This window comes from Pantoea sp. SOD02 (genome assembly GCF_024707505.1).
Taxonomy (GTDB): domain Bacteria; phylum Pseudomonadota; class Gammaproteobacteria; order Enterobacterales; family Enterobacteriaceae; genus Pantoea; species Pantoea symbiotica.
On the sequence record NZ_CP102604.1, the window covers coordinates 4,144,604 to 4,160,275 of the forward strand.

General features: G+C 55.4%; 13 protein-coding genes. 7 read left to right on the forward strand and 6 right to left on the reverse strand.

The annotated features are described in order from the left end of the window. Positions 1-2 precede the first annotated feature (2 nt). Together trmH and recG are read left to right on the forward strand one after the other, a co-directional pair. Positions 3-698 carry a tRNA (guanosine(18)-2'-O)-methyltransferase TrmH gene (trmH, locus tag NR302_RS19305; protein WP_258144210.1) on the forward strand — a complete coding sequence of 232 codons (696 nt, stop codon included), beginning with the start codon at positions 3-5 and terminating at the stop codon, positions 696-698. Beyond that, a complete protein-coding gene (gene recG, locus NR302_RS19310) occupies positions 695-2,773 on the forward strand; it encodes an ATP-dependent DNA helicase RecG (RefSeq protein ID WP_179453161.1) in 2,079 nt (692 codons plus the stop codon). The genes trmH and recG overlap by 4 nt, the downstream gene beginning before the upstream one ends. On the opposite strand, the gene NR302_RS19315 is transcribed toward recG, so the two are convergent. After that, positions 2,770-3,255: a MarR family winged helix-turn-helix transcriptional regulator gene (locus NR302_RS19315; protein ID WP_258144211.1), complete on the reverse strand. Its 486-nt coding sequence runs from the start codon at positions 3,253-3,255 to the stop codon at positions 2,770-2,772. The two genes, recG and NR302_RS19315, sit on opposite strands and share 4 nt — an antisense overlap. A 70-nt stretch (positions 3,256-3,325) precedes the next feature. Between NR302_RS19315 and NR302_RS19320 the strand changes: the two genes are divergently transcribed. The 3 genes from NR302_RS19320 (at position 3,326) to NR302_RS19330 (ending at position 7,541) form a co-directional block, all read left to right on the forward strand. Beyond that, positions 3,326-4,261: a zinc-binding alcohol dehydrogenase family protein gene (locus tag NR302_RS19320; protein WP_258144212.1), complete on the forward strand. Its 936-nt coding sequence runs from the start codon at positions 3,326-3,328 to the stop codon at positions 4,259-4,261. Positions 4,262-4,353: 92 nt separating this feature from the next. Next, a complete protein-coding gene (locus NR302_RS19325; protein ID WP_008109781.1) occupies positions 4,354-5,739 on the forward strand; it encodes an NCS2 family protein in 1,386 nt (461 codons plus the stop codon). A 122-nt stretch (positions 5,740-5,861) separates the two neighbouring features. Further along, positions 5,862-7,541, forward strand: coding sequence for an AsmA family protein (locus NR302_RS19330; protein ID WP_258144213.1), 1,680 nt, complete (start codon positions 5,862-5,864; stop codon positions 7,539-7,541). Between the two features lie 51 nt (positions 7,542-7,592). Here NR302_RS19330 and fabY read toward each other — a convergent pair whose 3' ends face one another. From fabY to typA, 5 genes are all read right to left on the reverse strand, one after another. Then, positions 7,593-8,540 (reverse strand): fatty acid biosynthesis protein FabY, encoded by a 948-nt coding sequence (gene fabY / locus NR302_RS19335; protein ID WP_008109787.1) that lies wholly within the window; start codon positions 8,538-8,540, stop codon positions 7,593-7,595. A 59-nt stretch (positions 8,541-8,599) separates the two neighbouring features. Beyond that, on the reverse strand, positions 8,600-9,037 hold the full coding sequence (dtd, locus tag NR302_RS19340; protein ID WP_007885252.1) for a D-aminoacyl-tRNA deacylase: 438 nt from the start codon (positions 9,035-9,037) through the stop codon (positions 8,600-8,602). Next, positions 9,034-9,903: a virulence factor BrkB family protein gene (locus NR302_RS19345; RefSeq protein WP_154183215.1), complete on the reverse strand. Its 870-nt coding sequence runs from the start codon at positions 9,901-9,903 to the stop codon at positions 9,034-9,036. Before NR302_RS19345 ends, dtd begins: the two co-directional genes overlap by 4 nt. Positions 9,904-9,906: 3 nt before the next feature. Further along, positions 9,907-10,503, reverse strand: a complete 597-nt coding sequence (yihX, locus tag NR302_RS19350) for a glucose-1-phosphatase (protein WP_258144214.1) — start codon at positions 10,501-10,503, stop codon at positions 9,907-9,909. A 184-nt stretch (positions 10,504-10,687) separates the two neighbouring features. Then, positions 10,688-12,508, reverse strand: a complete 1,821-nt coding sequence (gene typA, locus NR302_RS19355; RefSeq protein WP_008109794.1) for a ribosome-dependent GTPase TypA — start codon at positions 12,506-12,508, stop codon at positions 10,688-10,690. Between the two features lie 439 nt (positions 12,509-12,947). Between typA and glnA the strand changes: the two genes are divergently transcribed. Together glnA and glnL are read left to right on the forward strand one after the other, a co-directional pair. Next, a complete protein-coding gene (gene glnA / locus NR302_RS19360; protein ID WP_008109796.1) occupies positions 12,948-14,357 on the forward strand; it encodes a glutamate--ammonia ligase in 1,410 nt (469 codons plus the stop codon). A 261-nt stretch (positions 14,358-14,618) separates the two neighbouring features. Further along, positions 14,619-15,668 (forward strand): nitrogen regulation protein NR(II), encoded by a 1,050-nt coding sequence (gene glnL / locus NR302_RS19365; protein WP_008109798.1) that lies wholly within the window; start codon positions 14,619-14,621, stop codon positions 15,666-15,668. The last annotated feature ends 4 nt before the right edge of the window (positions 15,669-15,672 follow it).

A 15,672-nucleotide genomic window follows, 5' to 3' on the forward strand; every position in this document is an offset into this window, starting at 1 on the left:
CGATGAACGCTCAACGTTTTGCCCGAATTCAGGAGATGCTGGCCCTGCGCCAGCACGATCTCACCGTCTGCATGGAACAGGTGCATAAACCACATAATGTCTCGGCGGTGATTCGTACCGCCGATGCGGTGGGTATTCATGAAGTGCACGCGGTCTGGCCAAGCGTGCGAATGCGCACCATGGTTGCTGCTTCGGCGGGCAGTAACAGTTGGGTGAAAGTTAAAACGCATCAGCATATTGCAGATGCGGTGCGTCATCTGAAAGATGAAGGCATGCAGGTGCTGGCGACCAATCTGTCGGCCAAAGCGGTAGATTTTCGCGAGATCGATTACACCAAACCGACCTGTATTCTGATGGGTCAGGAAAAAACCGGAATTACTGCTGAAGCGCTGGCGCTGGCCGATCAGGACATCATTGTGCCGATGGTCGGCATGGTGCAGTCGCTCAATGTCTCAGTGGCTTCCGCGCTGATTCTGTATGAAGCACAACGTCAGCGACAGAATGCCGGCATGTATCAACGCACCTACAGCCTGCTGGATAAAGATGAGCAACAGCGTTTGCTGTTTGAAGGCGGTTATCCGGTGCTGGCGCGCGTCGCCAAACAAAAAAATCTGCCTTATCCGTACATCAATGGCCAGGGCGAAGTGGAAGCCGATGCCGATTGGTGGGCCACCATGCAATCGACAGGTAGAAAATGAAAGGCCGTCTGCTGGATGCCATCCCGCTCAGTACCCTGACCGGCGTCGGCGCCAGTCAGGCGGGCAAGCTGGCCAAACTTGGCCTGTTTACCATTCAGGATTTACTGCTGCATCTGCCACTGCGCTACGAAGACCGTACCCAACTGTATAAAATCAATGACCTGCTGCCGGGCGTTTATGCCACGGTGGAAGGTGAAGTGCTGAGCAGCGAAATCACTTTTGGTCGCCGCCGCATGTTGGTGTGCCAGATCAGCGATGGCAGCGGCATGCTGACCATGCGCTTCTTCAATTTCAATGCCGGGATGAAAAACAGCCTGTCGCCGGGCCGTCGCGTTACCGCCTATGGCGAGATTAAACGCGGTCAGCGCGGTGCTGAAATCATTCATCCCGAGTATCGCGTGCAGGGCGAACAAGGCGGCGTTGAGCTGCAGGAAACCCTTACGCCGGTCTATCCCACTACCGAAGGCATTCGCCAGGCGACACTGCGCAATCTCACCGATCAGGCATTGACGCTGCTGGAGAGTTGCCCGATTGCCGAGCTGCTGCCCTCTGAACTGAGCGGCGGGCTGATTAGCCTGCCGGATGCACTGCGCACGCTGCATCGTCCGCCGCCGGATTTGCGTCTGAGCGAGCTGGAAACCGGCCGCCATCCGGCACAAAAACGTTTAATTCTGGAAGAGCTGCTGGCACATAACCTCAGCATGCTGGCGGTACGCGCCGGTGCGCAGCGCCATCATGCGTTGCCGATGACGGCGCGCCACGAGCTGGTTGATCAGCTGCTGGCGGCGCTGCCCTTCTCGCCAACCGGTGCGCAAAATCGTGTGGTGGCAGAAATCGAAAAAGATCTGGCCAACGATTTTCCGATGATGCGTTTGGTGCAGGGCGATGTCGGCTCCGGTAAAACGCTGGTGGCCGCTCTGGCGGCACTGAACGTCATCGCGCACGGCAAACAGGTGGCGCTGATGGCGCCGACTGAACTGCTGGCCGAGCAGCATGCCAACAATTTCCGCCAGTGGTTTGCTCCGCTGGGAATCGAAGTGGGCTGGCTGGCGGGCAAGCAGAAAGGCAAAGCGCGTGAAGCTCAGCAGGAAGCCATCGCCAGCGGCCAGGTCGCGATGGTGGTTGGCACCCATGCGCTGTTCCAGGAGCAGGTAAAATTCAACGGCATGGCGCTGGTGATCATCGACGAACAGCACCGCTTTGGCGTACATCAGCGCTTAGCATTGTGGGAAAAAGGCGAGGAACAAGGCTTCCATCCGCATCAGCTGATCATGACCGCCACGCCGATTCCGCGCACGTTGGCAATGACCGCTTACGCCGATCTTGATACCTCCACCATCGACGAATTACCGCCAGGCCGTACGCCGGTCACCACGGTGGCGATTCCCGACAGCCGCCGCAGTGAGATCATCACGCGCGTGCAAAGCGCCTGTCACGAAGGGCGTCAGGCTTATTGGGTGTGTACGCTGATTGAAGAGTCGGAAGTGCTGGAAGCGCAGGCGGCGGAAGCAACCTGGGAAGAGCTTAAAGTGGCGCTGCCCGATTTGCAGGTTGGTCTGGTACACGGCCGCATGAAGCCCGCCGAAAAACAGGCGGTTATGGCGGCGTTCAAAGCCAATGAAATCCAGCTGCTGATCGCCACCACGGTTATCGAAGTGGGCGTGGATGTGCCGAATGCCAGCCTGATGATTATCGAAAACCCGGAACGTCTCGGTTTGGCCCAGCTGCATCAGCTGCGCGGCCGCGTGGGCCGTGGTGCAGTCGCCTCGCACTGCGTGTTGTTGTACAAAGCGCCGCTCAGCAAAACCGCGCAGAAGCGTTTGCAGGTGTTGCGCGATAGCAACGACGGCTTCGTGATTGCTCAGCACGATCTGGAGATTCGCGGTCCGGGTGAGATGCTCGGCACACGTCAAACCGGCAACGCCGAGTTTAAAGTGGCTGATTTGCTGCGCGATCAGGGCATGATTCCCGAAGTTCAGCGCGTGGCGCGTCATATCCACCAGCATTATCCAGAGCAGGCGCAGGCGCTGATTGAGCGCTGGCTGCCGGAAACCGAGCGCTACAGCAACGCTTAATCCGCCGTTATCGCTTTATCGATAGCCATAAAATCCCCGACAAACTTCTGCAGCAGACGCGCCAGCTGGGCGCGCTCTTCATCAGGCCAGCTGGCAAACAGGTTCTGATAGATCTGCGCACGCGCCGCATCGATCTTGTCGGTCATCGCTTTACCTGCTGCCGTGATCACCGCTTCATTCACCCGTTTGTCTTTGGCATTTTTCTGCCGCTGCGCCAACCCTAACTCCTCCAGCTTCGCCACCTGCCGACTCACCGTGGTGTAATCGCGCCCGGCACGCTCCGCCAGTTCGACCACGCCAATCGGGCCGAAGCGACCGATCTGAATCAGCAGCGGAAACAGCGCGCGATCGAGCTGGATATTCGACTCTTTTATCAGTAATTCATCACGTTGCGGACGGTTGAAGGTTCCAACAATCATCAGCAGCGCATTATGCAGATCATCAAATGCTGCACTATTATGTGTATTTTGCACACTTTTCATTGACGTCATCCCGAGGCAAGCCTAATGTGTGCATATTACACATAGTTTCCGATTTACTGAAGGTGAAAGCATGAAAGCAGCGATAGTTTCTGCGGCAGGTGAACTGCCCGTTTACGGTGATTTCCCTGAACCGCAGGCTGATGAAAGCCATGTGGTGGTGACAGTAAAAGCCGCCGCCGTCAGCCAGCTAGCGAAAGCACGCGCCGCCGGTACGCATTACAGCGCGGCCGCGCACTATCCCTTTATTACCGGCATTGATGGTACCGGCACGCTGAGCAATGGCGATCCGGTTTACTTCCTCGCCTTTAATGCGCCGTGGGGCAGCATGGCAGAAAGAACCTTAGTGCCCGCCGCAAGCATCGTTTCGTTGCCGGCCACACTGGATCCGGTGCTGGCCGCTGCGCTGGCGAATCCGGGCATGTCATCGTGGGCGGCACTAACCCGACGCGCTCAGCTGCGCGCCGGTGAAACCGTGCTGATCAATGGCGCAACGGGCACGTCGGGCGGTTTAGCGGTGCGCATCGCGCAGCATTTGGGTGCAGGAAAAATCATCGCTACCGGCCGTAATCGCATCGCGCTGGATCAACTGCGCGCGCAGGGCGCTGACCTTACTTTAACGCTGGATGAATTACCGGGCGCATTACCGGCATTGATGAAAGAAGGCATTGATGTGGTGCTGGATTATCTTTGGGGCCAGAGCGCGCTTGATATCATGCAGGCCGCCGTGGCAGGCGGTGAGAAAACGGTGCGCTTTGTGCAAATCGGTTCGTTGAGCGGGCAGGAAATTACCCTGCACAGCAAACTGCTGCGCTCGTCCGGGCTGACATTAATGGGCAGCGGCCTCGGCAGCGTGTCGGATAAAGAGTTGATTGCCTGCATCGGTGAAATGCTGACGGCCGCCGCCGAGAGCGATTTTTCCATCGCCTTCCAGATGCGCCCGCTGAGCGATGTTGCGCTGGCGTGGCAGGAAGATGATAGCCGCTGCCGCACGGTGTTTACGCTCTAGATCAACGGAAGTAAAAAGGGGCATTGCAAACGATTGCTTTCACAACGCAACCGTTTAAAATCGCCCCTTTGTTGTAATTGAGAACGTCCACCATGTCCGTCAACACCGCTGAAACTCGCCAGCCTGCCAGCGCTGCAAGCCCGAAAAGTGAACTGATTTATCGCCTCGAAGACCGTCCACCGTTACCGCAAACCTTGTTTGCTGCCTGTCAGCATTTGCTGGCGATGTTTGTCGCGGTGATTACGCCCGCGCTATTAATTTGCCAGGCGCTGGGTTTACCGGCGCAGGATACGCAGCACATCATCAGCATGTCGCTGTTTGCTTCGGGCGTGGCATCGATTCTGCAAATCAAAACTTGGGGACCGGTGGGTTCCGGACTGTTGTCGATTCAGGGCACCAGCTTTAACTTCGTCACGCCGCTGATCATGGGCGGCATGGCGCTGAAAAATGGCGGCGTCGATGTGCCGACCATGATGGCGGCGCTGTTTGGCACGCTGATGGTAGCGTCTTGTACCGAAATGGTGCTTTCACGCGTGTTGCACCTGGCGCGCCGCATCATTACGCCGCTGGTTTCCGGCATTGTGGTGATGATTATTGGCCTGTCACTGATTCAGGTCGGTTTGACCTCTATCGGCGGCGGCTTTGCTGCGATGAGCGATCACACGTTCGGTGCCCCGAAAAACTTATTGCTGGCGGCTTCGGTATTGGTGGTGATTATCCTGCTTAATCGTCAGCGTAATGCTTATCTGCGCGTGGCTTCGCTGGTTATCGCGATGGCGGTAGGTTATGCGCTGGCCTGGGCACTGGATATGCTGCCCGCCACCAGCACGCCAGCCGATCAGCCGCTGATTGCCGTGCCATCGCCACTCTATTACGGCCTGGGCTTTGACTGGAATCTGCTGATCCCGCTGATGTTGGTGTTTATGGTGACCTCGCTGGAAACCATCGGCGACATCACCGCGACCTCTGATGTTTCCGAGCAGCCGGTGAGTGGCCCGCTGTATATGAAGCGTCTGAAAGGCGGCGTGTTGGCAAACGGGCTTAACTCCTTTGTCTCGGCGCTGTTCAATACCTTCCCGAACTCCTGTTTTGGCCAGAACAACGGCGTGATTCAACTTACCGGCGTTGCCAGCCGCTATGTGGGGTTTGTCGTGGCGCTGATGCTGATCGTGCTCGGCCTGTTCCCGGCCGTGAGCGGTTTTGTGCAGCACATTCCAGAACCGGTACTGGGCGGCGCGACCATTGTGATGTTCGGTACCATAGCCGCATCTGGCGTGCGCATTGTTTCACGCGAGCCGCTGAATCGTCGTGCCATCATGATTATCGCGCTGTCGCTGGCGGTAGGTTTGGGCGTTTCTCAGCAGCCACTGATTCTGCAATTTGCCCCGGACTGGCTGAAAACCCTGCTTTCATCTGGCATTGCGGCCGGTGGTATTACCGCCATCGTGCTGAACCTGATCTTCCCGCAAGAAAAGTAATCCAGACGGCAGGCTTCGGCCTGCCTGATATTTATCCGCATTTACATCCAGGCTGTTGAGCTGTAACGGTAATTCAGGCATAACAACCACTCACCGGATAAATATCGGGATGGATGAGTGCGATGAAATTTTTAGGCAAGTTTTTCCTTACCTTACTGCTGCTAATTCTGCTGGCGCTGGTAGTGCTGTATGTGTTGCTGCAAACACAATGGGGCGCAGGTTGGTTTAGCCGCTGGGTAAGCGATAAAACCGCCTGGCATCTCTCTCTCAGCAAGATTGAGCACGACTTCTCCTCCCCTTCGCACATCATTCTCGATGACTTCAGCTTTGGCCACGATGGCCAGCCCGCCGTGTTAGTGGCGAAACGCGTTGATCTCGGTCTTGCGCTGGTTCAGTTCAGCGATCCGCTGCACTTCAACAGCATCGAAATACGCGACGGTGAAATCAATCTGGCGAATCAAGCGCCCGATACCACGCTGCCCATCCAAGCCAATCGCCTGCAGCTGAATAATGTGCGCATTGAGAATCCACATAGCGCGTTGCCGATGACCGCTCAGCGCGTCAACGGCGGTCTTCTGCCGTGGAAACCGCTGCCTAACGACGTGCTGGGCAGCGACGCGCAGTTCCAGATCAGCGCCGGCACTCTGACGCTGGATGGTGTGCCGGGCAACAACGTGCTGCTGCAGGGCAGCATTAAGCAACGTCGACTGGTGCTGAGCAATATCGGTGCCGATCTGGCGCGTGGTTCGATGACCGGCAACGCCGAGCGCGATGCGCAGGGTAACTGGAAGATCGACCAACTGCGCCTCAACGATATCCGCCTGCAAACCCATCAAAACCTGAGCGACTTCCTCAATCCGCTGCGCGATGTGCCTTCAGTGAGCATCAACCGTCTGGATATGACCGATGCGCGCCTGCAAGGACCGGATTGGGCGGTGACCGATCTCGATTTAACCCTGAAAAATGTCACGCTGCGCGGCGATGATTGGGAAAGCGATGGCGGTTCACTCTCCATGAACGCCGGGAATTTTATTAACGGTGGCTTTGAGCTCAACGATCCTATCGTCAATGCCGACCTTTCGGCGCAGGGCATCGCGCTGACGCAGTTCAGTTCGCGTTGGGTGAATGGCGTGGTGCGCGCCAGCGGCAACTGGTCGCGCAGCAACAAGCGTCTGACACTGGATGAACTGGCGATCGCCGGGCTGGAATATACCTTGCCGCAAAACTGGCGTGAGCGCTGGCAGCAAACCTTACCGGATTGGCTGGATAGCGTGCTGATAACGCGCGCCACCGCCAACCGTAACCTGATTATTGATATCAATCCGGCGTTCCCGTTCCAGATGACGTCACTGGATGGCAGCGCGGATAACCTGCTGCTGGCGCGTCAACATCAGTGGGGAATCTGGGCCGGTAAAGCGAGCTTTAACGCAGCTGAAGCCACCTTCAATCGCACCGATCTGCGCCATCCATCAATTGCGCTGAATGCCAATGACCAGCAGATTCAGGTAACGGAGTTGAGCGCCTTTAACGGCAGCGGTTTACTGGAAGGTTCAGCAACGGTTGGGCAGGATGCGCAACGTCCGCTGACGCTGAATCTGAAAGGCCAGGCTGTGCCGGCAAACGTGCTGGGAAATTGGGGTTGGCCAACGCTGCAGTTGAGCGGGAACAGTAATTTGCAGCTGCAGGTGAAAGGTTCGTTGAACGCCAGCGCGCCACTGCGCCCAAGCGTGGATGGTACGTTGTCGGTGACGACCGATGCACAGTCGGTGCAGCAGACGATGCGGGGCGGGCAGGTTCAGTAAGGGTTCAGTGAGTTTAAATAACAAGGTCGCCATGAATGGCGACCTTACATGCTAGTTGATACGGGCCCCGGAACCGCCCTCTTCCAGCGCTCCGTCAGAATCGGCGGGCAGCACGATATACACGCCTTCGAATACCGCACCCAGCTCATCATCGCCAAACAGCTCCACTTCCATCTGCACGCGCGCTTTGCGGCCACGTGCCAAACGGTCAAGATCGCCGCTGAGTGAGCCGAGATCGGCAATTGCGCCCGGACGGCCGCTGATCGGTTTGCTGTAGCGAATGTGCGCATCCGCCAGAATAATGGTGCCGCCAAGATGACGCTCGCGCAGCAGCAGCCAAATCAAGCCCCAGCCGGTTAACGTGGCGAGCGAGAACAGGCTGCCCGCAAATAAGGTGTGATGAGGATTCTGGTTACCCGCTTCAGGCATGGTGGTAACGAATTTCTGCCCGGTGTATTGCAGAATGCGCACGCCCATTTTTTCACTCAGCGGGATGTGCTCATACCAGGCTTGTTGCAGCTGCCCGCACCAGTCGGCGCGATGCAGAATATCGTCAAGCGTCACGACCGGTTTGATCATCAGGAAGTGGCGCACCGGCGTGGTTTGCGGCGCGGTGATTTCACCCTGATTGACATAACCAAGCTTGGCAAAGAATTCGACCGCGTCTTCACGTGCGCTACAGGTGACGCGTTTCGCCCCTTCCTGACGCGCGACCGATTCCAGCGTCATCGCCACCAGCGTGCCAAGACCTTTGCCCTGCACGGAAGGGTGCACGGCGAGGAAGCGAATCGCCGCTTCGTTCTCGGCGTTGATGTAAAGACGGCCGATCGCCACCGGTTTGCCCTGCTCATCTACCACCATTTGATGATGCGCCAGCGCATCCCAGGCATCACGCTCAGAACCCTGCGGCTGACGCAGCGGCTTTCGTAACATTTCCCAGCGGAACTGGTAATACATATCCAGCTCTTCCGCCGTTTGCGGTACGCGAAGATGATACATAAAGTGATTCTCTCGTTCGGAGCTTGCGTGGCTAAGTCCTTGCCGCTCGGCTGAAAACCTCACACCTGTAACCAGAAGGTCACCGGACCATCGTTTACCAACGAAACCTGCATATTGGCGGCGAAGCGCCCGTTTGCGGTGGTCACGCCCTGTGTTCGGCAGCAATCGCTAAAGTATTCATAGAGGCGCTCGGCTTCCGCCGGTTCTGCGCCGCCAGAGAAAGAGGGACGCATCCCTTTATTGGTATCCGCGGCGAGAGTGAATTGCGACACCACCAGCACGCTGCCACCCGCCTGCTGCACATTGAGATTCATTTTGTCATTCTCATCCGCAAAGATGCGGTAGCCCAACACGCGCTCGGTTAGACGCTGCGCTTTTTGTTCGTCGTCGCCCTTTTCCACACCTAATAGCACCAATAACCCATTGCCAATTTCGCCCACTGTCGCGTCGTCAACGCTAACACTGGCGCGGCTGACGCGCTGAATCAAAGCAATCATGTTTCCTCACGTTCTTTTTCGCGTTCCTGCTGTTTTAGCTGGCGATAGTCATCCAGCGTGACGGTGATTTCCGCGCCTAACAACACAATACACCACGACCAATAGACCCAAAGGAACAGAATGGGGATGACCGCCAGAACGCCGTAAATTAACTGATACGAAGGGAACATCGTAACATAGAGCGCAAAGCCTTTTTTGCCCAGCTCGAACAGCAATCCGGCAACGATGGCGCCGATCAGCGCATCACGCGTGGGCACGCGCCGCGTCGGCACAATGCTGTATAGCAGCCAGAAAGCGAGGATGGAGAGACACAGCGGGAAAATACGGAGCAGCTGATCAACCAGACTGGTTACGCCTGTCACACTCAACCAGCGCAGCGACAACAGATAGGAGCTGAGCGCTAAGCTTGCGCCGGCCAGCAGTGGCCCGAGCGTTAAGATCATCCAGTAAACGGCAAAGGAATAGACCATCGGACGCGGCTTATCGCTGCGCCAGATGGCGTTCAATGCGCTATCCACCGAATGCATCAGCAGCAGCGCGGTGACGATCAACCCCACAATACCGATCGCCGTCATCTTATTGACGTTAGCGACGAACTGGTCGAGATAACGCTGAATGACGTCACCCGTTGCCGGGATGAAGTTGGTAAAGATGAAGTTCTTCAACTGCACGCTGATATCCGAGAACATCGGAAAAGCAGCAAACAGCGCGAACACCACGGCAATCAGCGGCACCAATGCCAGCAATGAAACGTAGGCGAGATTACCCGCCTGCGTCGTCATGTTGTCATCGTCAATGCGTCGCCACAGCAGTTTTACCCACAAATAAAAGGCATGCGCCGAGTGGCGCAGATGTCGTTGGTTCAGCACTCAGAGACGACCCGCAAACCAGTCCGGCACGGTTTTTTCATCAACTACCAGCACGCTTTCAATGCCAAGCGCGCGCGCAGCGTCGATATTGGCCTGGTTATCATCGAAAAACACCGCCTGATTGGCCTGATAACCTTCGTGCTGCAGCACATAGTTATAGATGCGCGCCTCCGGCTTACGCATGCCAATATCCTGCGACATATAAAGATGATCGGCAGCCTGTTGAACATCGGGATATTGGGTTGGCCAGAACTCAAAGTGCAGCTGATTGGTATTGGACAGGATCACTACGCGCTCGCCATTGGCACGCAGTTTGTTCATGATCGCCAGCGTTTCCGGACGCACGCCGACAAAGACCGCCTGCCAGCCAGCGGTGAATTGCGGATAGCTCAGCGCGATATCCAGCTGGTCGCAGATACGTGCAGCAAATTCCGGATCGCTGATTTCACCGCGTTCGTGTTGCTCAAAAGCCTCATCCATGCGGAAACGACTTTGCAGCGTGGATAACGGCACGCGCCCCAAATCGCTCCAGACGCCGAGCACACGATTGAAATCGATATCAACAATCACATTGCCTAAATCAAAGATGTACAGCATGACGCCTCTCCTTTTCGTTCCCTGGATCATTCACTTTAGCGGCAAAAGTGGGAGCTGAACAGGGACGAAAGGTGGGAAATCAGTAATCTGGAAGCGGAGCCAAACTTCATTAAGCGAGCGTTGCAGCGGGTTGCAGGCATAAAAAAGCCCCGCAAGTGCGGGGCTCAATATCAGACTGTTTCGCTTACTCTTTGCTGCCGCGAGAAGAACGCTTACGATCGTTCTCGGTCAGGTGACGTTTACGAATACGGACTGACAACGGAGTCACTTCTACCAGTTCGTCATCATCAATGAACTCGATAGCCTGTTCCAGCGTCATTTTCTGCGGTGGAACCAGAGTGGTGGCTTCGTCAGTACCTGACGCACGCATGTTGGTCAGTTTCTTACCGGTCAGGCAGTTTACTGTCAGGTCGTTAGAACGGCTGTGAATACCGATGATCTGGCCTTCATATACTTCCGCACCGTGACCCAGGAACAGCTTACCGCGATCCTGCAGACCGAACAGGGCGAACGCGACTGCTTTACCCTGACCGTTTGAGATCAGCACGCCGTTCTGACGCTGGCCCACTTCGCCTGGACGAACGTCGTCATAGTGGCTGAAGGTGGAGTACAGCAGACCGGTACCTGAAGTCATGGTCATGAATTCGTTACGGAAGCCGATCAGACCACGGCTTGGGATCATGTAGTCAAGACGTACACGGCCTTTGCCATCTGGATCCATGTTTTTCAGGTCGCCTTTACGCTCACCCATCGCTTGCATCACAGAACCCTGATGGGTTTCTTCGATGTCGAGGGTCACGTTTTCGAATGGCTCCTGCTTACGGCCTTCGTGCTCACGGAAGATTACTTTCGGACGGGATACCGCCAGCTCGAAACCTTCACGACGCATGTTCTCGATCAGAACCGACAAGTGCAGCTCACCACGACCAGAAACGCGGAACGCATCCGAATCTTCGGTTTCTTCAACGCGCAGTGCCACGTTGTGTACCAGCTCTTTGTTCAAACGCTCCAGAATCTGGCGCGAAGTCACGAACTTACCTTCTTTACCGCAGAACGGTGAGGTGTTCACGTTGAAGAACATGGTTACAGTTGGTTCGTCGACGCTCAGGGCTGGCAACGCTTCCACATTCTGCGTGTCGCAGATGGTGTCAGAGATGTTCAGCTCGCCCAGACCGGTGATCGCGATGATGTCGCCCGCTTCCGCCAGGGTGCTTTCGATACGCTCCAGACCAAGGTGGCCCAACACTTTACCGACTTTACCGTTACGGGTTTTGCCTTCGCTATCAATGATAGTGACTTGCTGGTTCGGCTTCACGGTACCGCGCTTGATGCGGCCGATGCCGATCACGCCCAGATAGTTGTTGTAGTCCAGCTGCGAGATTTGCATCTGCAGTGGCGCTTCAACTTCAACCTGGGGTGGAGAAACGTGGTCAACGATCGCCTGATACAGCGGGGTCATGTCGTCAGCCATGTCGGTGTGTTCCAGACCCGCGATACCATTCAGCGCCGAAGCGAAGATGATCGGGAAGTCCAGCTGCTCGTCAGTCGCATCCAGGTTAACGAACAGGTCAAATACCTGATCAACAACCCAATCAGGACGCGCGCCCGGACGGTCAACTTTGTTGATAACCACAATCGGCTTCAAACCATGAGCAAATGCTTTCTTGGTTACGAAGCGGGTTTGCGGCATAGGGCCATCCATCGCATCTACAACCAGCAGCACCGAATCCACCATGGACATGACGCGCTCCACTTCACCACCGAAGTCGGCGTGTCCTGGGGTATCAACGATGTTGATACGGTAGTCATTCCATTTGATGGCGGTGTTTTTTGCGAGGATGGTAATCCCACGCTCTTTCTCCAAATCGTTGGAGTCCATTACGCGCTCAGTCGCTTCGGTACGAGCATCAAAAGTACCGGACTGTTGGAGCAGCTTGTCAACCAGGGTGGTCTTACCATGGTCAACGTGCGCGATGATGGCGATGTTACGCAAATTTTCGATCACAGCTTTGCCTCAGGCATTATAGAAATAACGCGGTATTGTACACGGATTAAGCGGAAGACTGAACATGATCACAGATTTCGCCGAAAGTTTCTCGTAGCGCTGGTTTTTAGCACCGTTTACGGTGCATTAATCTGCACTGCGATGGCAATTTGCACCAATTTAGTGCTTAACTTCACCTGTGGCGCACCATAACGATGCATGCAATCCATCCTGGTGCAGCCTTCGACTCACGAAAGGGCGCATTGTAGCGCCATTTTCACCATTGTCATAAAGTTGGCACAGAATTCGCTTTATATATTTTAAGCGAAAACGACAGTTATAAAACGGTTGATAGAGCTTGCCGAGATCTTTGGTTAGGAATGGTCAGCAGTCGTGACACATTCCCGGCAACGAAGTTCTCTCACCATGACGATAATGACCATTTCCAGGAGAGTTGAGTATGTCCGCTGAACACGTTCTCTCGATGATGAACGAGCATGAAGTTAAGTTTGTTGACCTGCGTTTTACCGATACCAAAGGTAAAGAACAGCACGTTACTATCCCTGCTCACCAGGTTAACGCTGACTTCTTCGAAGAAGGCAAAATGTTCGATGGCTCCTCCATCGGTGGCTGGAAAGGCATTAACGAATCAGACATGGTGCTGATGCCGGATGCAACCACTGCAGTAATGGATCCGTTCTTCGAAGACTCGACCCTGATCATCCGTTGCGACATCCTTGAGCCAGGCACACTGCAGGGCTACGACCGTGACCCACGCTCCATTGCTAAGCGTGCAGAAGAGTTCCTGCGTTCTTCAGGCATCGCGGATACCGTGCTGTTTGGACCAGAGCCAGAGTTCTTCCTGTTCGATGACATCCGTTTCGGTTCTTCTACTTCAGGTTCACACGTTGCTATCGACGATATCGAAGCAGCATGGAACACCGGTAAAGAGTACGAAGGCGGTAACAAAGGTCACCGTCCAGGTCTGAAAGGCGGTTACTTCCCAGTGCCACCGGTTGACTCAGCACAGGACATCCGTTCTGCCATGTGTCTGACCATGGAGCAGATGGGTCTGGTGGTTGAAGCACATCACCACGAAGTAGCAACTGCTGGTCAGAACGAAGTGGCAACCCGCTTCAACACCATGACCAAAAAAGCTGACGAAATTCAGATCTACAAATACGTGGTGCACAACGTTGCTCACGCGTACGGCAAAACTGCAACCTTCATGCCTAAGCCAATGTTCGGCGATAACGGTTCTGGTATGCACTGCCACATGTCCCTGTCAAAAGGCGGCGTGAACCTGTTCTCTGGCGACAAGTACGGCGGCCTGTCCGAAACTGCTCTGTTCTACATCGGCGGTATCATCAAGCACGCTAAAGCGATCAATGCCCTGGCGAACCCAACCACCAACTCATACAAGCGTCTGGTTCCAGGCTACGAAGCACCCGTTATGCTGGCTTACTCTGCCCGTAACCGTTCTGCTTCTATCCGTATTCCAGTGGTTGCTAGCCCGAAAGCACGTCGTATCGAAGCACGCTTCCCGGATCCAGCGGCTAACCCATACCTGGCATTCACCGCGCTGCTGATGGCCGGTCTTGATGGCGTTATCAACAAGATCCACCCTGGCGATGCGATGGACAAAAACCTGTATGACCTGCCTCCGGAAGAAGAAGCTGAGATTCCAAAAGTTGCAGGTTCTCTGGAAGAAGCACTGAACGCACTGAACGAAGACCGCGAGTTCCTGACCCGTGGCGGCGTGTTCACTGATGACGCTATCGATGCATACATCGAACTGCGTAAGCCAGACGTTGACCGCGTGCGTATGACTCCGCACCCAGTTGAGTTCGAACTGTACTACAGCGTTTAATCAGCATTAAAGATTCGCGGATTTTGCATCGCCGCAAGGCGGCAATCGAGAGAATCCCGGGGAGCTGAGATAACTCAGTGACTCGGGTGAACGAGTGCAGCCAACGCAGCGGCGGTGTAAAAGACGCCGAAGATTTTATATTGCCGTGGAAACTTTAGCCCATCTCCGGATGGGCTTTTTTCTCCGCGCATTCATGGTTCGAAGCACAGATTTCCGTCCTGAAAGGCTATAATGCACTAAATTAGTGCAGAGGAACGCTGTATGGCAACTGGCACGCTGCCCGACGCGGGGCAGATTCTCAACTCCCTGATCAACAGTATTTTGCTGGTCGATAACGATTTAGTTATCCATTACGCCAATCCGGCGGCTCAGCAATTACTGGCGCAAAGCTCACGTAAATTGTTCGGCACGCCATTACCGGAATTAACCGGCTATTTTTCGCTGAATATTGAGGTGATGAGCGAGAGTCTCGGAGCTGGCCAGGGCTTTACCGATAGCGAAGTCACGTTGGTGGTTGATGGCCGCGCGCACATTATGTCGCTCACGGCACAGCGCTTACCGGATGGCTTTATTCTGCTGGAAATGGCGCCGATGGATAATCAACGTCGTCTCAGCCAGGAACAAATTCAGCATGCTCAGCAGGTCGCTGCCCGCGATTTAGTGCGCGGTTTGGCGCATGAAATCAAAAACCCGCTGGGAGGATTACGTGGCGCCGCGCAGTTGCTGACTCGCGCGTTACCCGATCCTTCCCTGCATGAATATACGCGCATCATCATTGAGCAAGCCGACCGACTGCGTAATCTGGTCGATCGCCTGCTCGGCCCGCAACAGCCGGGCTTGCACGTAACGCAAAGCATTCATCAGGTCGCCGAGCGCGTGGTGAATCTGGTGTCGATGGAGTTGCCGGATAACGTCTCGCTGGTGCGTGATTACGATCCAAGCCTGCCGGAACTGCCGCACGATCCCGACCAGATTGAACAGGTGCTGTTGAATGTGGTGCGTAACGCCCTGCAAGCTTTAGGCGATGAAGGCGGCACCATTGTGATTCGCACGCGTACTGCCTTCCAGCTCACGCTGCACGGCACGCGTTACCGTTTAGTTGCACGTATTGATATTGAAGATGATGGCCCAGGGATTCCGGCCCAGCTACAAGACACCCTGTTCTATCCGATGGTTAGCGGACGCGAAGGCGGCACCGGTTTAGGTCTGTCCATCGCCCGTAGCCTGATCGATCAGCATTCAGGGAAAATAGAATTTAACAGTTGGCCAGGACACACCGAATTCTCGGTTTACCTGCCTATTCGCCAGTGAGGTT